General features: G+C 66.7%; 18 protein-coding genes and 1 tRNA gene. 11 read left to right on the top strand and 8 right to left on the bottom strand.

Annotation, left to right across the window (positions count from 1 at the left end; genetic code table 11):
• The first annotated feature begins 96 nt into the window (after nt 1-96).
• Nucleotides 97-2,697 carry an alpha-glucan family phosphorylase gene (glgP, locus tag L1080_RS14640; protein ID WP_250771216.1) on the top strand — a complete coding sequence of 867 codons (2,601 nt, stop codon included), beginning with the start codon at nt 97-99 and terminating at the stop codon, nt 2,695-2,697.
• Here the strand turns inward: glgP and L1080_RS14635 are convergent.
• The 5 genes from L1080_RS14635 to L1080_RS14615 are packed head-to-tail and all read right to left on the bottom strand — an operon-like array spanning nt 2,668 to nt 9,211.
• The gene (locus tag L1080_RS14635; RefSeq protein ID WP_250771219.1) at nt 2,668-4,218 is read right to left on the bottom strand and encodes an ABC transporter permease; all 1,551 of its coding nucleotides are present in this window, start codon (nt 4,216-4,218) and stop codon (nt 2,668-2,670) included. The genes glgP and L1080_RS14635 overlap by 30 nt on opposite strands.
• A complete protein-coding gene (locus L1080_RS14630; RefSeq protein WP_250771222.1) occupies nt 4,215-5,135 on the bottom strand; it encodes an ABC transporter ATP-binding protein in 921 nt (306 codons plus the stop codon). The genes L1080_RS14635 and L1080_RS14630 overlap by 4 nt, the downstream gene beginning before the upstream one ends.
• A 54-nt stretch (nt 5,136-5,189) precedes the next feature.
• Nucleotides 5,190-7,238 (bottom strand): ATP-dependent DNA helicase, encoded by a 2,049-nt coding sequence (locus L1080_RS14625; RefSeq protein ID WP_250771225.1) that lies wholly within the window; start codon nt 7,236-7,238, stop codon nt 5,190-5,192.
• Between the two features lie 9 nt (nt 7,239-7,247).
• On the bottom strand, nt 7,248-7,880 hold the full coding sequence (locus L1080_RS14620; RefSeq protein ID WP_250771227.1) for a nicotinamidase: 633 nt from the start codon (nt 7,878-7,880) through the stop codon (nt 7,248-7,250).
• Entirely contained in the window at nt 7,877-9,211 is a 1,335-nt protein-coding gene (locus L1080_RS14615) for a nicotinate phosphoribosyltransferase (RefSeq protein WP_268962581.1), read from the bottom strand. The genes L1080_RS14620 and L1080_RS14615 overlap by 4 nt, the downstream gene beginning before the upstream one ends.
• 55 nt (nt 9,212-9,266) lie before the next feature.
• Between L1080_RS14615 and clpS the strand changes: the two genes are divergently transcribed.
• From clpS to rdgB, 10 genes are all read left to right on the top strand, one after another.
• Nucleotides 9,267-9,605 carry an ATP-dependent Clp protease adapter ClpS gene (gene clpS, locus L1080_RS14610; RefSeq protein ID WP_159921250.1) on the top strand — a complete coding sequence of 113 codons (339 nt, stop codon included), beginning with the start codon at nt 9,267-9,269 and terminating at the stop codon, nt 9,603-9,605.
• Nucleotides 9,606-9,678: 73 nt separating this feature from the next.
• Nucleotides 9,679-10,266 (top strand): oxidative stress transcriptional regulator AosR, encoded by a 588-nt coding sequence (aosR, locus tag L1080_RS14605; protein ID WP_109328756.1) that lies wholly within the window; start codon nt 9,679-9,681, stop codon nt 10,264-10,266.
• The gene (locus L1080_RS14600; RefSeq protein WP_250771230.1) at nt 10,263-11,333 is read left to right on the top strand and encodes a P1 family peptidase; all 1,071 of its coding nucleotides are present in this window, start codon (nt 10,263-10,265) and stop codon (nt 11,331-11,333) included. Before aosR ends, L1080_RS14600 begins: the two co-directional genes overlap by 4 nt.
• Nucleotides 11,334-11,391: 58 nt before the next feature.
• Nucleotides 11,392-11,844, top strand: coding sequence for a M67 family metallopeptidase (locus L1080_RS14595; protein WP_459031040.1), 453 nt, complete (start codon nt 11,392-11,394; stop codon nt 11,842-11,844).
• 60 nt (nt 11,845-11,904) lie between these two features.
• The gene (locus tag L1080_RS14590; RefSeq protein WP_109328760.1) at nt 11,905-12,177 is read left to right on the top strand and encodes a MoaD family protein; all 273 of its coding nucleotides are present in this window, start codon (nt 11,905-11,907) and stop codon (nt 12,175-12,177) included.
• Between the two features lie 9 nt (nt 12,178-12,186).
• The gene (locus tag L1080_RS14585; protein ID WP_159921254.1) at nt 12,187-13,149 is read left to right on the top strand and encodes a PLP-dependent cysteine synthase family protein; all 963 of its coding nucleotides are present in this window, start codon (nt 12,187-12,189) and stop codon (nt 13,147-13,149) included.
• A gap of 19 nt (nt 13,150-13,168) precedes the next feature.
• The gene (locus tag L1080_RS14580) at nt 13,169-13,801 is read left to right on the top strand and encodes a rhomboid family intramembrane serine protease (protein ID WP_250771236.1); all 633 of its coding nucleotides are present in this window, start codon (nt 13,169-13,171) and stop codon (nt 13,799-13,801) included.
• A gap of 223 nt (nt 13,802-14,024) precedes the next feature.
• Nucleotides 14,025-14,783: a cyclic nucleotide-degrading phosphodiesterase gene (locus L1080_RS14575; protein ID WP_204164907.1), complete on the top strand. Its 759-nt coding sequence runs from the start codon at nt 14,025-14,027 to the stop codon at nt 14,781-14,783.
• A gap of 45 nt (nt 14,784-14,828) precedes the next feature.
• Nucleotides 14,829-15,614, top strand: a complete 786-nt coding sequence (gene rph / locus L1080_RS14570; RefSeq protein ID WP_159921260.1) for a ribonuclease PH — start codon at nt 14,829-14,831, stop codon at nt 15,612-15,614.
• Nucleotides 15,615-15,618: 4 nt separating this feature from the next.
• Complete coding sequence (gene rdgB / locus L1080_RS14565) at nt 15,619-16,233, top strand: RdgB/HAM1 family non-canonical purine NTP pyrophosphatase (RefSeq protein ID WP_159921262.1); 615 nt, start codon at nt 15,619-15,621, stop codon at nt 16,231-16,233.
• A gap of 158 nt (nt 16,234-16,391) precedes the next feature.
• Here rdgB and L1080_RS14560 read toward each other — a convergent pair whose 3' ends face one another.
• The 3 genes from L1080_RS14560 to L1080_RS14550 all read right to left on the bottom strand — a co-directional run bounded on the left by L1080_RS14560 (nt 16,392) and on the right by L1080_RS14550 (nt 17,328).
• On the bottom strand, nt 16,392-16,757 hold the full coding sequence (locus tag L1080_RS14560; protein ID WP_109328772.1) for a DUF3817 domain-containing protein: 366 nt from the start codon (nt 16,755-16,757) through the stop codon (nt 16,392-16,394).
• The gene (locus L1080_RS14555; RefSeq protein ID WP_159921264.1) at nt 16,754-17,155 is read right to left on the bottom strand and encodes a transcriptional regulator; all 402 of its coding nucleotides are present in this window, start codon (nt 17,153-17,155) and stop codon (nt 16,754-16,756) included. Before L1080_RS14555 ends, L1080_RS14560 begins: the two co-directional genes overlap by 4 nt.
• An 88-nt stretch (nt 17,156-17,243) precedes the next feature.
• Nucleotides 17,244-17,328 (bottom strand) — tRNA-Leu (locus L1080_RS14550).
• Nucleotides 17,329-17,346: the final 18 nt, after the last annotated feature.

Below are 17,346 nucleotides of genomic sequence, written 5' to 3'. Positions count from 1 at the left end.
TTGGAGACTGGGCCGCGCGCCGCGGCAGGTCGGCCGAACTCGCTCGCATCCCGCGACACGACACCACCCGGCCGGAAGTGCATTATTGTTCGCGAAGTGAAAGCCTTGCGTCGGTTCACTGTCCGAGCCCACCTTCCCGAGCGTCTCGCCGCGCTCGGCCCGCTGTCGACGAATCTCCGCTGGTCGTGGCATACGGCCACGCAGGAGCTCTTCTCGTTGCTGGACGAGGACCTGTGGCGGCGCGTGCAGTACGACCCCATCCGGATGCTCGGTGAAGTCGAGCCGGCTCGCTTGGACGAGCTGGCCGAGGACGTCCCCTTCCTCGCCCGCCTCGACGCCGCCGCCGCCGATCTCGACCAGTACCTGTCCCGGCCGCGCTGGTACCAGAATCAGCAGGCGAAAGGCGTTTCGCTCGGTGGTGGGATCGCCTACTTCTCAATGGAGTTCGGTGTCAGCGAAGTGCTGCCCAATTACTCCGGCGGGCTGGGCATTCTTGCCGGTGATCACCTGAAGGCGGCGTCCGATCTGGGTCTTCCGCTGATCGGCGTGGGCCTGCTGTACCGATCGGGGTACTTCCGGCAGTCGCTGACCGCGGACGGCTGGCAGTCCGAGCACTACCCGGCCTACGACCCGCAGGGATTGCCGCTGCGTTTGCTGACGGAGTCGGGTCCGGACGCCGGAACTGCCTCTCCCATCCTCGTTCACGTTGCGGTGCCCGGTGGCCGAGTGTTGCGCGCCCGGGTATGGATCGCTCAGGTGGGCCGGGTACCGCTGCTGCTGCTCGACTCCGACATCGCCGAGAACGACGCCGAGATGCGTGGGGTCACGGACAGGCTGTACGGCGGCGACCAGGATCACCGGATCAAGCAGGAAATCCTGGCCGGTATCGGAGGGGTCCGCGCGGTGCGGGCATACACTCAGGCGCACGGTCTGCCCGATCCCGTGGTCTTCCACATGAACGAAGGACACGCCGGGTTCCTCGGACTCGAGCGAATCCGCGAGCTGGTGACCGGTGCGGGACTTGCTTTCGACGAAGCACTGGCCACCGTGCGCGCGGGCACCGTCTTCACGACGCATACGCCTGTTCCGGCCGGAATCGACAGATTCCCCGCGGACCTGGTCCGGCACTACTTCGGCGGGGACAACGCCGAGAACGAATCTGCGCTGCTCCCCGGGCTGACGATGGATCGCATCATCGGCCTCGGCAGCGAGCCGGATCCGTCGGTATTCAACATGGCGCACATGGGTCTGCGCCTCGGCCAGCGTGCCAACGGAGTGTCGAAACTGCACGGAATCGTCAGTCGCGCCATGTTCCGGCCACTGTGGCCGAACTTCGACGCCGACGAGGTCCCGATCGGTTCGGTGACCAACGGTGTCCACGCCCCCACCTGGGCGGCACCGGAATGGGTCGACCTCGCCACCCGCATCCTCGGACCCGAGCTGGTGGAGGAGGCCAAGGGGTGGGAGCGATTGCAAGAACTGTCCGCCGACGAGCTGTGGTCCACGCGCAACAGCCTCCGCACCAAACTGGTCGAGGAGGTACGACGACGCGTGCGGGCATCCTGGATCGAGCGCGGCGCAACCTCCGCAGAATTGGGATGGACCGACCAAGTCTTCGATCCGGGTGTCCTCACCGTCGGCTTCGCCCGCCGGGTCCCCACGTACAAGCGGCTCACCCTGATGCTGCGCGATCCCGACCGGCTGCGCGCACTGCTCCTCGACGAGAAGCGGCCGGTCCAGCTGGTGGTCGCGGGGAAGAGTCACCCGGCTGACGACGGCGGCAAGGCTCTCATCCAGCAGATCGTGCGGTTCGCCGACGCAGCGGACGTGCGGCATCGGATCGTGTTCCTGCCCGACTACGACATGTCGATGGCCCGGTATCTGTATTGGGGTTGCGACGTGTGGCTCAACAATCCGCTGCGCCCACTGGAGGCCTGCGGGACGTCGGGGATGAAATCTGCGTTGAACGGTGGACTGAACCTGTCGATCCGGGACGGGTGGTGGGACGAGATGTTCGACGGCGAGAACGGCTGGGCCATCCCGACCGCGGACGGGGTCGTCGACGAGACGCGCCGGGACGACCTGGAAGCCAGCGCACTGTACGAACTGCTCGAGCGGGCAGTGCTGCCGAGGTTCTACGACCGCGGTCCGGACGGTTTGCCCGTGCACTGGGTAGAGATGGTCCGGCACACCCTGCAGAACCTGGGCCCCAAGGTCCTGGCCTCGCGAATGGTGCGTGACTACGCCGTCCAGTACTACGCGCCCGCAGCGGATTCGGCGCGTACGGTGGCGGCCGACGGCTACGCGGGCGCCCGCGAGCTGGCCGAGTTCCGGCATCGCGTCGAGGCCGCCTGGCCGTCCGTTGCGGTATTGCAGGTGGACGGCGAGGGACTTCCCGACACCCCGGAGATCGGCGCCAACCTGGTGCTGCGCGCCCATATCCGGCTCGGTGCGTTGTCCGTCGAGGACGTCACCGTGCAGGCCGTCATCGGAAAGACGGATCTGGACGAGGAGCTCAGCGACATTGTCACCGTTCCGATGACGCACGACGGGTCCGACGGTGCTACGGAGTTGTTCGTCGCAGACACTGCCCTTCCGCTGTCGGGGTCCGTCGGCTACACGGTGCGAGTGCTCCCGAAGCACCGGCTGCTCGTCGACCCCTCCGAGCTAGGCCTGGTGGCGGTACCGAGTATGTAGCTGGCGGCGGCCGACGTCCCGGTGGCGGAAACCGGCGGCGCCGGCGAGAACCAGGACAGTCGCGGACACGAGAAGCACGAACGGCGGGAGCAAGGATGCGGCCGGCAGGTTCGGAGTGTGGTGGAACGGAGACAGCACCCCGAACCTCTCCGGAAGCACATGGCTGAACAGTTCGGCGACCAGAACGTAACCGAGGTACGACCACAACAGAGGCAACGCCCGCGGGACGAGCCCGTACACGGCTGCGCCCAGGCCGACCATCAGGAACAGTGCGGGTAGGACGTTCAGAGCAGCCCCGATTGGAGCGGCCGAGGTGAGGCTCGATCCGATGCCCGCGGCCAGAGTGATCGTGGCGGCCGCACCGGCGATGATCAGCACATGGCTCGCAAACCACCTCGTGCGCGACCCCGCTGCGACCACGGCCTCGTCGGTCCTGCCGGATGATTCCTGCACGGAGATCGATGTGAACGCAGCCACGGCATACGCCGCGGCCAGTCCCACCAGAAGTACCAGGTGATGAGCCGATACCTCGTCGACGGTCGCGCCTGCGTGCAGCACCTTCCCGTGCTGACCGAGGATTCCCAGGGGGAGCGACAGTGCGAATACTCCCAGACCCCACACGAGGGCCTGAGCTTGCAGACCTCGTGCTGCCAAAGCCGTAATTGCCGCGCGGGACGGGGCTGCTCGAGCGTGACCGCGCCGGGGTGGGAACAGTCCGGAACCGACGTCACGCCGGTCGACGGCGGCGTACGCGCATGCCGCGAAGATTACGGAGGCGGCGAGACCGATCAGCAGTGGCCACCATCGTTCGTCGACGTAGGCGCGGGTTGCTTGCGACCATCCGAGCGGCGACACCCAGGTGAAAAGGCTGCCACTGTGCTCGTGCCGAACATCGCCCACGGCGCGGAGCGCAACGGCGACGCCGATCGCGGCGATGCCGGCACCGCTCGCCGTGCGGGCATGCTCGGTGAACTGGGACGCGAGCGCGGAGAACGCCGTGAACACGAGACCCACCACCAGGACCCCGGCCGACATGGTGAGTGACCCGACCGGCGGAAGTCCCACCGCCAGCAGTCCGATCACGAGAAGCAGGCCGACGAAGACGTTGGCGAGCGCAGCGGAAATCAGACCGGCCGTGATACTCGCATAGCGTCCGACGACACCGGTATGCACCAACTCGAGGCGTCCGCACTCCTCTTCGGCGCGCAGATGTCGGGTCACGATCAGCACGGACATGACGGCTGCCGCCACCATCGTCATCCCGGCGACCTCGTTGGCCACCATCGCGCCGAGCGTGTAGTGGTCCAGTCCGTATCCGGGACCGGCAAGGGCTGTCGCGGCAGGGGAGGAGAGGAGCCCGCCCCGGGCCTCCCGGGCGACGGCGGTCGGGTAGGTCGTCGAGCAACTCCACGCAACGAGCACAGTGAACCCGACGATGGCGACCGTCCACACGGGAATTCGAACCCGGTCGGTTCGGACCGCCAGTTCGGTGAGAACCCCGGTGCCGCTCAGCCGGCTCACCGGGACTGTCCGCCGGCCAGTACCGAGGCCTCCTCGCGGTTCTCGCGACGGAACACGTCCTCGAGTGTCGGCGGGTTCGCGACGATCGAGACGATCCCCAACCCGGTCAGGGTGGTGAGAACCGGATCGAGTTGTTCGGGGTCGACGTCGAAGGTGACCGTGTGGGGGTCGTCGCCGCCGCGCAGATTGTGGACTCCCGGCACATGGCCGATAGGGTGCGGTCGAATTCGGGTGGTGGCGGTGACGGTGGTTCGGTGACACCGGCGCAGATCCGACAGCTTCCCCGCCTGCACGGTGCGGCCGGCGCGAATAAAGGTGACGGCGCTACACAGAGCGTCGATCTCGGCGAGGCTGTGGCTCGACAACAACACCGTGCCTCCGCAGGCCGCGAACTCGGCGATGCACTCTCGAAAGACCGCTGCGAGCATCGGATCCAGCGCGGACGTCGGTTCGTCGAGGACGAGCAGTTCGCTGTCGGCGGCGAGCGCCGCCACGAATGCGATCTTCTGGCGATCGCCCTTCGAATAGGTGCGGCTCTTGCGCGTCGGGTCGAGCTCGAACCGTTCGATCAGCGATCGACATCGGGTCGGGTCGAGGCCGCCGCGGAGCCGGCCGAGGACGTCGATCGCTTGCCCGCCCGTGAGGCCGGGCCAGAGCGCCACCTCGCCGGGCACGTATGCGACGCGCCTGTGTAAGGAGACCGAGTTCCGCCACGGATCCCGACCGAGCACCGTAGCCGTGCCACCGCCGGGGCGGAGCAATCCGAGCAGTACCCGGATCGTGGTGGTCTTGCCGGAACCGCCGGGTCCCAGCAGACCGTGCACCTCGCCGGGCTGCACTGTCAGATCGAGGCCGTCGAGGGCGAGGACGTCACCGAATTTTTTGGTCAGTGCTCGGACGGAGATCGCTGAGGCCATCGGACGAGCATAGGTGTGGACGGTCCCGGCGTCTGCGCGAGTCCGGTCTGCCGATCAACTACGCGAGTCCCGAATTCTGCCCAGGGCCTTGCGCACGACCTCGGGGTCGGACGTCTCCCAGAACGGCGGCAGCGACGCGCGGAGATATCCGGAGTATCGTGCGGTCGCCAGACGTGGATCCAGCACGGCGACAACACCTTTGTCGTCGACGCTGCGCAGCAAGCGGCCCACTCCCTGGGCGAGGAGCAGTGCGGCGTGGTTGGCCGCCACCGAGAGAAATCCGTTGCCTCCACGAGACTCCACAGCCTTCTGCCGAGCCACCAGTAGGGGGTCGTCGGGGCGCGGGAAGGGAATGCGGTCGAGGATGACGAGACTGAGGGACGGGCCCGGCACGTCGACGCCCTGCCACAGTGACAGCGTGCCGAACAGGGATGTCGGTTCGTCGCCGGCGAAGGCTCGGACCAGGGCTCCGGTGGAGTCGTCACCTTGGCAGAGGACGGGAGTGTCGAGACGCTCACGCATGGCCTCGGCGGCCGCCTTGGCCGCGCGCATCGAGGAGAACAGGCCGAGTGTGCGTCCGCCGGCAGCGGCGACCAGTTCGGCGATCTCGTCGAGGTAGGAGGGAACCAGACCGTCGCGACCCGGCGGCGGAAGGTGCTTGGCGATGTAGAGAATTCCGGCGCGTGCGTGATCGAACGGCGAGCCGACGTCCAGCGCATTCCATTTCAGAGTGCCCGCGTCCGACGGTGCCTCGGTGCCGGTGGCCAATGCCGGATCGATGACGACGGACGATTCGGCCGGAAGTCCCCAATTGACCGCCAGACCGTCGAAGGAGCCGCCGACCGTGAGAGTGGCGGACGTAAGGACCACCGTCGACTCGGCGAACAGCCGCGACCGTAGGAGGCCGCCCACAGACAACGGAGCCATCCGCACGACCCGCCGGACCGAACCCCGATTGTCGTCCGCGGCCAGCCAGACGACGTCCCGTCGCTGGGCGGGATCCGGCTCGTCGAACGCGCTGAGCACCCGGACGGCGCTGTCGTGCACTTCCTCCACCGCTGCCAGGGCGGTGTTACGTGCGGCGGCGGCCTCGGGATCGCTCAGCGCCATGCCCGGACGTGACGGACCGATGGCTGTGCGCAGTGACCAGGCGGCGTCACGGACAGCAGCGAGCGCAGGTGCCGCACCCGGTGGCAGCGCCTCCCACCGCTCCGGTCGTAGTTCCTCGAGAAGCGCCGCCCATCCTTCGCCTGCTGCTTCGAGGCGATCCGCGTCCTGCTCCTCGACCAGTTTGGTGCACCGGCGGGCTGCGGCGCTGATCGTCGATGCGGCGAGTTCGGCGGTGGCGACATTCGTGACGCGATCCACCAACTCGTGGGCCTCGTCGATGACCACGACGTCGTGCTCGGGGAGGATCGCAATTCCCGTGATGGCGTCGATGGCCAGCAGCGCGTGATTGGTGACGACGACGTCTACCTGGGACGCCTCCGAGCGGGCACGCTCGGCGAAGCAGTCCTCACCGACCTGGCACCGGGACTTGCCGAGGCATTCGCGCGCGGTGACGCTGACCTGCCGCCACGCTTTGTCGCTGACGCCGGGGGCCAGATCGTCGCGGTCACCGGTGTCGGTTTCCGAGGACCACTCGGTGAGCCGCTGCACCTCCCGGCCGAGGCGTGAGACCGCGAAGGGGTCGAACAGCTCGTCCGTCGGCGGTTCGTCGGCGGCTCCCGTGTGGATCTTGTTCATGCACAGATAGTTGTTGCGCCCCTTGAGGATCGCGAAGTGCGGCCGCCTGCCGAGAGAGTCCTCGAGGGCGTCGGCGAGACGCGGCATGTCGCGATCGATCAGCTGGCGTTGCAGTGCGATGGTGGCCGTCGAGACAACCACCGTCTTCCCACTCTGCACCGCATGCCGCACGCTCGGCACCAGGTAGGCCAGCGACTTGCCGGTGCCGGTTCCGGCTTGCACGGCCAGATGCTCCCCGGTGTCGATCGAATGCGCGACGGCCGACGCCATCGTGAGCTGGTTCGATCGTTCTGCACCACCCAGCGATCGCACCGCCGTGCGCAACAGCTCGGGGACGTTGGGAAGGTTTTCGGGCACCCGAGCAGGTTACTCGGGACCTACGTCAGAAATCGCTCCGCCATCGCAAGAGGCGTCTCGGTCACGGCCCTGCAGGTGCACGCCTGCGGCGCGCATCTCGGTCAGCGCCGACTCGACGGTCGTCGGAGAGACACCCGCAGTGAGGGGCAGCAGTACCCGGGTGGTGAACCCGGCCTTCGCTGCGTCCAGTGCCGTGGCTCGCACGCAGTGATCGGTGGCGATACCGACGATGTCGACGTCGGTGATCCCGGCGTCGTGCAACCACTTCTCGAGTCCCCAGCCCTCGGGATTCCTGCCCTCGAAGCCGGAATAGGCCGCGGAGAACTCTCCCTTGGAGAAAACCGTGGCGATACGGCTCGTGTCCAGGTCGGGATGAAATTCCACTCCCGGCGTACCCACTTTGCAGTGCACGGGCCAGGTGTCCACGAAGTCCGGTTCGTCGGCGAAGTGGTGACCCGGATCGATGTGATGATCGATGGTCGCGGCGACAGCGTCGTAGTCGGCAGTGTCGAGGAAGCGACTGATGCCGGCTGCGACCGCGGAACCGCCCTGGACGGCAAGGGCCCCGCCCTCGCAGAAGTCGTTCTGCACGTCGACGACGAGCAGCGCACGGCGCGCTCGGATGCTCTCGGTGTCGCTCACAACGTCCTTCCCTGGATGGCGCGGCTGTCGGTGTCGGCGAACCGGGTGGGGACAGCCGGATCGCCGTGGGACAACTTCAACCCCTCCCACGGCAGACTTACCAAGCCTGCCGCAAGTAGCGATCGACTCTCTTCCAGGGTATCGGCGTCCGCGACGGCCTCGCCACCGCGCACCAGCGGAACGAGCAGGTCGCGGGCCTCGAGCCCGTTCTGTTCGGGTCGGGGCCCGCGCGCCGGGTAGATCACTTCCTCCACGACGGTCCCGGTATCGCGGGAGAAGCGGACCGCCCGCTTCGCGCCACCCCGCGACGTTTTCAGACTGCTCCGCTTCTCGACGGGAATGCCGTTCACCTCGACGAGCTTGTAGACCATTCCGGCGGTGGGGGCACCAGAGCCCACGACGACAGCGGTGCCCACCCCGTACACGTCGACCGGTTCGGCGCGCAACGCCGCGATGGCGTACTCGTCGAGGTCTCCGGAAACGACGATCTTGGTCTTCGTGGCGCCTAGGTCGTCGAGTTGTCGGCGAACCTGACGGGCCAGGACACCGAGGTCGCCGGAGTCGATCCGGACGCCGCCCAATTCGGTTCCCGCGACATCGACGGCGGTCTTCACGCCACTCGTGATGTCGTAGGTATCGACGAGCAGGGTGGTTCCCACACCCAGCGCCGCCACCTGACCGCGGAAGGCGGCGGCCTCGTCGGGTCCGTCCGCGGTGGTGTGCAGCAGGGTGAACGCGTGTGCGCTGGTACCCGCGCCGGGTACACCGTGCCTGCGTACAGCCTCGAGGTTGGACGTGGCGGTGAAGCCCGCGAGGTATGCGGCGCGTGCCGCCGCGACGGCAGACTCCTCGTGTGTGCGCCGCGAGCCCATCTCGATCATGGGGCGACCGTCCGCAGCGCTGACCATCCGCGCGGCAGCCGAAGCTATCGCGCTGTCGTGGTTGAGGATCGACAGGATCAGTGTTTCGAGCACCACGCACTCGGCGAACGTTCCGCTCACCGAGAGGATCGGCGAGCCGGGGAAATAGAGCTCACCCTCGCGGTAACCGTCGATGTCCCCGGTGAAGCGGTACGTGCGCAGCCACGCCACGGTCGCGTCGTCGAGGAAACGTGACACCACATCGATCTCGGCGTCCCCGAAACGAAAGGTCGCCAAGGCGGAGAGCAGTCGCGAGGTACCGGCGACCACCCCGTACCGACGACCGTCGGGCAGGCGCCGGGCGAAGACCTCGAAACTGCACCGGCGATGCGCAGAACCATCGGCGAGGGCCGCCGACAGCATCGTCAACTCGTACTGATCGGTGAACAATGCGCTGCTGTCTCGGGACACCCGGCCACTCTAAGCCGCGGTGTCGCGGGATGTGAGCTCGTCGTACCCTGGTGTCATGGCTTCTCGCTCGACGACAGCACCATTCGTGGATGCCGTGCCGGCATCGCCGCAGGTCACTCCTGCAGAATCGGAAGCCGTCGAGGTCGAGGACGTCAGCGATCGCCCCTGGGTGACCGTGGTGTGGGACGACCCCGTGAATCTCATGCACTACGTCACCTACATATTCCAGAAGCTGTTCGGATACAGCAAGGCCAAGGCGACGGAACTGATGATGCAGGTGCACTCCGAAGGCAAGGCCGTCGTGTCGAGCGGTTCCCGGGACAAGGTCGAGAACGACGTACGCAAGCTGCATGCGGCGGGCCTCTGGGCCACCATGCAGCGGGACAGCAGCTAAGTATCCAGTCGACAGTCAACTATTCGTTCGACAGTGATCTATTCGTTCGACAGTGAGGAAATCGGTACCCGACGTGCGGATGTGGACCAGGAAGAACTCGCTCGGCGGCGTGAAGTTGCGGTCGGAGATGGATGCCCACGAGGCGACGGTGTTGCGGTCGCTGGTCGCCTCCGTCCTCGGTCTCCTCGACGAACGCGCCCGTTCTGCTCCCGAGGACGAACTCGCCGCCCTCACCGGGATGCGCACCGGCCACACGACACCGCCCGACGAGGAGGTGCTCGCGCGGCTGTTGCCGGACTTCCATCGGCCCGGTGCCGACGCGCCGGACGACGCGGATGGGCGGGCGGAGGCGAAGGCGGACATCAACGGAGCGCTACGTGGACTTCATGAGCCGGAGATCATCGACGCGAAGATGGCCGCCGGCTCCGTCATCCTCCACACCGTTCCGGAGAACGGCGGCAAGGTGCTGCTGACGCCGGAACAGGCCGACGCCTGGCTGAGCGGGCTCAACGACGTCCGGCTGGCATTGGGTACCAACCTCGGCATCGACGCGGACACGCCCGACGAACTGGATCCCGACGATCCGCGCGCGCCCCATCTGGACATCTATCACTGGCTGACGTGGATGCAGGATTCGCTGGTTCAGGTACTCGCTCCGTGACCTCGACGACGCCGGGACGGACCGACTCGCTCGTCGATGTCGCCGGACTGCGCGTGGGCCACCACCACGAAGTAGACTCCGACGCCACGCTCGGCAGCGGTGCGGCGACGGGATGCACGGTGGTGCTGGCACCAAACGGCGTCACCGCGGCCGTCGACGTCCGCGGCGGAGGCCCGGGCACCCGGGAAACGGACCTCCTCGATCCCAGTCACAGCGTGCAGAAGATTCACGCGATCCTTCTGACCGGCGGCAGCGCCTTCGGTCTCGCCGCTGCGGACGGCGTCATGCGCTGGCTCGAGGAACACGGCCACGGAATCGCCATGGGTCAGCCGGGTCAGGTGGTTCCGATAGTGCCGGGTGCGGTCATCTTCGACCTCCCGGTGGGAGACTGGACTCGACGTCCCACCGCCGAATTCGGTTACCTCGCATCGGACTCCGCTTCGTCGTCGGTGCTCTGCGGATCCGTGGGCGCCGGGGTGGGAGCGCGGGCGGGGGCCGTGAAAGGTGGTGTCGGCACCGCCGGGGTGGTCATCACCGACGGCCCGGCCCAGGGCGTCGCGGTGTCTGCCTTGATCGTCGCGAACCCCGTCGGATCCGTTTTCGACCCCAGGACCGGACTTCCGTGGGGAGTCGCCACCGCCGGCGCCGCCGCATTCGGGCTGCGCGTACCGGCCACCGCCGAACTGTCTGCGGCCAACGATCTCGTGGCCAAGGGGACGGTCCTCAACACCACCATCGGAGTCGTTGCCACCGACGCAGCCCTCGATAAGGCTGCGTGTCGTCGCATCGCCGTCGCGGGCCACGACGGACTCGCCCGCGCGATTCGTCCCGCGCATTCCCCCCTCGACGGAGACACGATTTTCGCCGTGTCCACGGGATACCACCGGACCGGACCCCTCGCGGGCGTGCCGGACGCCTTCCCGCCGGACCTGCCCATTCTCGACGCGGTATGTTCGGCCGCCGCAGACGTGGTGGAGCGAGCCGTCGTCGATGCCGTTCTCAGTGCCACCGCGGTCGCGGGAATTCCCACCTACCGCGAACTGTTTCCCTCAGCACTGCGTTCCTGAGGGCCGGTGGCCGACCGGCCCGTCCGCACTTAGGATGGCGCTCACGGAGGTGGCTGACGTGTTGGTGATTCGAGCAGATCTCGTCGACGGAATGGTGGCGCATGCCCGGGCGGATCATCCGGACGAGGCGTGCGGTGTCATCGCGGGGCCCGAGGGCTCCGATCGCCCCGAACGGCACATTCCGATGATCAATGCGGAGCGGTCTCCGACGTTCTACCGCTTCGATTCGGGGGAGCAACTTCGGGTGTGGCGGGCGATGGAGGAGGCCGACGAGGTTCCCGTGGTGATCTACCACTCGCATACCGCCACCGAGGCATATCCGAGTAGAACCGATATCTCCTTCGCGTCCGAACCGGATGCGCACTACGTGCTGATCTCCACGCGGAACCCCGACAGCCACGACCTCCGCAGTTACCGCATTCTCGACGGCGAGGTCACCGAGGAACCCGTCGATGTGGTGCAAAGTTACAAGTTCGCCCACACGTCCGTGGCAGACGTTCCCGACAAGTGACCCCGCCGTCCTCCGCGGACGGGTCCGTGCCGGAAAATCTCACACCTCGAGGAGCCGACCATGGCTGTCACCGTTTCGATCCCTACCATCCTCCGCGCGCACACCGGCGGTGAAAAGCGAGTAGAGGCAACAGGTCCCACTCTCTCTGCCGTCATCGACGATCTCGACGTCAACTACGGCGGCATCAAGGAGCGCCTGATCAACGACGGACGTCTGCACCGATTCGTGAACGTGTACGTCAACGACGAGGACGTCCGATTCTCGGGCGGACTCGAGACCGAGGTGGCCGACGGAGACTCGGTCACCATCCTCCCTGCCGTCGCGGGAGGTTGATCGCAGCCGATGGCCCGGTTCGAGTCGCTGATCGAGACGCTCGGGAACACACCCCTCGTCGGACTGCCCCGGTTGTCGCCGCGCTGGACCGGGGATGCCCCGGTCCGGTTGTGGGCGAAACTCGAGGACCGTAACCCGACGGGCTCGGTGAAAGACCGGCCTGCACTGCGCATGATCGAAGAGGCCGAACGGGACGGGGTGCTGGCGCCGGGCGCCACCATCCTCGAACCCACCAGCGGCAACACCGGAATCTCCCTCGCAATGGCTGCGAAATTGAAGGGGTACCGACTGATCTGCGTGATGCCCGAGAACACGTCCGTGGAGCGCCGTCAGCTTCTGACCATGTTCGGGGCACAGATCATCGACTCACCCGCGCGCGGCGGCTCCAACCAGGCCGTCGCGGTGGCCAAAGAACTGGCCGCCGAGCATCCCGAGTGGGTGATGCTCTACCAATACGGCAACCCCGCCAATGCACAGGCGCATTACGACACCACCGGGCCCGAGATTCTGCGCGACCTGCCCGAGATCACTCACTTCGTGGCCGGGCTCGGCACGACTGGAACGCTCATGGGTACCGGGCGCTTCCTACGCGAACACGTCGACGGCATCGAAATCGTCGCGGCGGAACCGCGGTACGGAGAACTGGTGTACGGGCTCCGCAACATCGACGAGGGTTTCGTTCCCGAACTCTACGACGAGGCGGTGCTCACCTCGCGATTCTCGGTGGGCCCCGCCGACGCGGTACGCCGGACCCGTGAGCTGATCGAGATGGAGGGGATTTTCGCCGGTATCTCGACCGGGGCCATCCTGCACGCAGCACTCGGAGTCGCGCGTAAGGCCGTGAAGGCCGAACGAACCGCGGACATCGCCTTCATCGTGGCCGACGGCGGCTGGAAATATCTGTCCACCGGCGCGTACGGCGGTACGGTCGAAGAAGCCGAGGAAGCACTGGAAGGGCAGCTGTGGGCGTGATGAGAACGGTGCGTGGAGCATGACTTCGTCGATCGATCCGGTGCAGCCGCAGCAGAAGCGGCCGCTGTGGCTGCAGTCGGCCGTCGTGATCGGCGTCTTCACCGTCCTGCTGTACGCGATCGAGGTCGTCGACGTGGTCTCGGGCGAGGTCCTCGAGAGGAACGGGGTACTGCCGCGATCGGTAGACGGTCTGTGGGGCATTCTCTTCGCGCCCGTTTTACACGACGACTGGAATCATCTGATCGGCAATACCATTCCCCTCATCGTGCTCGGTTTCCTCGTGCTGCTGTCCGGGGTGGCCAGAGGACTCGCGGCGACCGGGATCATCTGGGTGATCGGGGGTGTCGGCACCTGGCTGACAGGTGGCGCATTCGACAACCACATCGGATCCTCCATTCTGATCTTCGGATGGTTGGCGTATCTCCTGGTGCGCGGGCTGTTCACCCGGCATTTCGGCCAGATTCTGCTCGGTGTCGTGGTGTTCGTCTTCTACGGCGGCATGTTGTGGGGCGTACTGCCCAGCCAGCCGCACGTCTCCTGGCAAGGTCACCTCTTCGGCGCGATCGGGGGAGTGCTCGCCGCCTGGGCGCTCTCGGCGGACGCCCGCAGAGAGCGCGCCCAGAAGTCGGTCGGGCCGCGTTCCCTCACCTGACTGTTGCCCGCCGGGGTCACCACGCCCCGGCAGCGGGCGGTTGTCCACGGCGGGCCCGGCGGTAGTCGAAAGTCGGTCGGAGGCGGCTACCGAGGGCGGCTTGCCTGGGCGAACATAGCCCGATCTTGCGGCTAGGTCACAGTCGGTCATCAGTTGTGAAGTCGACGCGCCAATTCCGGCGGAAGCTTTTTCGGCGACGGGTCGCCATGGCAGCATGGCGGGTATGCGCATTACCGTCCTGGGGTGTTCAGGCAGCGTCTCCGGACCAGACTCACCCGCATCGGGCTATTTGTTGACGGCGCCGGACACTCCGCCGCTGGTAATGGACTTCGGGCCCGGTGTCCTCGGTGCTCTCCAGAAATTCGCCGATCCCGGTGAGGTGTCCGTGTTCCTCACCCACCTGCATGCCGATCACTGCCTGGACCTTCCCGGGCTGCTCGTCTGGCGCCGCTACCATCCGCACCCGCCGGAAGGTCGGGCCCTCGTCTACGGACCGTCCGACACCGCTCGCCGGATCGGAGTGGCGTCAGCGGAATGTGGTGGCGACATCGACGACATTTCCGACACGATCGAACTGCGCCACTGGGCGGACGGCGTTCCCGTCACCTTCGGTGACCTCACCATCACCGCCCGCCGCGTGAACCATCCGCCGGAGGCGTACGGACTCCGCGTGACCGACGGCACCGGCCGCACTCTCGTGTACAGCGGTGACACCGGCATGTGCGAAGAAGTGGTCGAACTGGCCCGCGGGGCCGACGTCCTGCTCGCCGAGGCGTCGTGGACGCACAGCCCGGATCGGCCGAAGGGGGTGCATCTCTCCGGCACCGAAGCCGGCCAGGTCGCCCGCCGCGCCGAGGTCGGGGAACTGCTGCTCACGCACATCCCACCCTGGACCTCGCGGGAAGATGTGATCGCCGAGGCCAAGGCCGAGTTCTCCGGTCCGGTTCACGCGGTGACCGCGAGCGGCGTCTACGACGTCTGAAGCCGTGTGCCCGGGCTCTCGGACCGGACGACTAGGCTTTCGGCTGTGACAACACGAGATGACGGTAGGGCGGACGACGAACTCCGCGAGGTCAAGATCACCCGCGGCTTCACCACACACCCCGCAGGATCGGTGTTGGTCGAATTCGGCAACACCAGAGTGATGTGCACGGCAAGCGTCGAGGACGGCGTGCCCCGGTGGCGTCAGGGCTCCGGGCTGGGCTGGCTGACCGCTGAGTACGCGATGCTTCCCGCTGCCACCCACACCCGCAGCGGACGTGAGTCCGTGAAGGGCAAGGTGGGTGGCCGGACCCAGGAGATCAGCCGATTGATCGGCCGTTCCCTCCGCGCGTGCATCGACCTCGCCGCCATCGGCGAGAACACCATCGCGCTCGACTGCGATGTCCTGCAAGCGGACGGGGGAACCCGCACCGCCGCCGTCACCGGAGCCTATGTCGCGCTGGTCGACGCAGTCACGTATCTGCGGGCGGCAGGCCGGCTCGCAGATCCGCAACCGATTTCCTGCGGAATCGCCGCGGTGAGTGTCGGCGTGGTCGATGGTCGTGTTCGACTCGATCTGCCCTACGAGGAGGATTCCAGGGCAGAGGTCGACATGAACGTGGTGGCCACCGACACGGGCACTCTCGTCGAGATCCAGGGCACCGGTGAAGGAGCCACCTTCCCGCGCAGCACCCTCGACAAACTTCTCGATTCGGCTCTCGCGGGTTGCGAGCAATTGTTCGAAATCCAGAAGACCGCACTGGAACTGCCGTATCCCGGCGTCCTGCCCGAACCCAAGGTCGTGGTGCCGAAGAAGAAGTTCGGGAGCTAGTCCGGTGCCGGGAACACGGGTGCTCGTGGCCAGCCGCAACGCGAAGAAACTCCGGGAGCTCCATCGAGTACTCGACGCCGCGGGGGTGAAGGGTGTCGAATTGGTCGGTCTCGATGACGTACCTCCTTATCCCGAAGCTCCCGAGACAGGGGCGACGTTCGAGGAGAACGCGCTGGCGAAGGCGCGCGACGGGGCTCGGGCCACCGGGTTGGCCTGTGTGGCAGATGATTCGGGCCTGGAAGTGGATGCCCTGAACGGCATGCCCGGCGTGTTGTCGGCGCGGTGGTCCGGCACGCACGGCCGCGACGAGGCCAACACGGCGCTGGTCCTCGCGCAGCTCGGTGACGTTCCCGACGATCGTAGGGGAGCGGCGTTCGTCTCCGCGTGCGCGCTGGTTGTGCCCGGTGGGGAGGAGACGGTGGTCCGCGGTGAGTGGCGGGGGACTATTGCCCGCGAGCCGGTCGGTGACGGAGGATTCGGTTACGACCCGGTGTTCGTGCCGGAAGGAAGTAGCCGCTCGGCAGCACAGTTGTCGCCGGAGGAAAAGGACGCGGCCTCACATCGAGGTCGCGCACTGACCCAGCTCATTCCCGCGCTGGCCAAGCTCGCCGAGAGCTGACGCCCGTCGGGTACGACAAATGTGGACGGGAGGGTTTCATGTCTCCGATGATGGTGCCGCAAACACCGCTCGGATGGTTGGTCTACGTGATCGCTGTGATTACAGGTCAGCCGGTCATCATGTGACCGGCTGATCAACGCCGACTATTCGAACACTGATCAGATCCCGAAGTCGGAACGGACCTGCTTGGTGCGCTGATGCTCCACGTAGAACGACAGGAACGGAATGGTCCCGGCGAGCAGTGTTCCGACGGTGCGACCCGCGGGCCAGCGGACCTTCACTGCCAGATCCAGCGTGACCAGCAGGTAGACGAAGTACACCCAACCGTGCACTACGGCAATCCACGTGGGCAGATTCTCGACCTGGAAGATGTACTTGGCGACCATTTCCGCTGTGAGGACGAGCAGCCACACACCGGTGGCATAGGCAAGAACCCGGTAGCGCAGCAGCGCGGGAGCGATCTTCTTACGCTTGTCCGCGTCGACGACCGAACCGGACACAGTCTCGTCCTGACCCGTGCTCACGTGGTGCTCCTATCGTTCTCGCGAGCTGCCAGCTCGGCGAGATACTCGTTGTACTGCTGAACCTGGAGAATTTCGAGGTCATCCGAACCGTCTTCGGCGGCGACTGCGTCGACCGTGGGACGAGGGGGGAGCACATCGGCCGGAATTTCCCGCACCTCGTCGGCTGCCTTCTCTGCCTCCGCCGGATCGGCGTCCTCGAGCTGCACGAAACGCCGATACGCGTAGATGAAGAACACCGCGAACAAAGGCCACTGGAACGCATACCCGAGGTTCTGACCGTTGCCCCCCACCGCTTCGAAGCGCTCCCACTGCCACCAACCCAGCGCGAGGCACGTCGCAGCCCCGGCGACCACCAGCAGCACGAGTGCAGGTCGGCTTCGTCTACGGTTTCCGGACACGATGACGACGGTACCCGAAACGGTGATTGCCCTGCTAGGAGAGGTGGGCGGTATGGGCGCGGTCACACGCCCACACCGACCCGAACCGTGCGCGAGGGGGGATTCGAACCCCCACGCCCTTTCGGACATCAGGACCTAAACCTGACGCGGCTGCCTGATTACGCCACTCGCGCGCGATGACAGACTACGCC

Origin of the sequence: Rhodococcus sp. MSC1_016, from assembly GCF_023667485.2 — a bacterium.
Classification (GTDB): domain Bacteria; phylum Actinomycetota; class Actinomycetes; order Mycobacteriales; family Mycobacteriaceae; genus Rhodococcus_F; species Rhodococcus_F oxybenzonivorans.
This window is presented reverse-complemented; position numbering and strand designations above follow the sequence as displayed.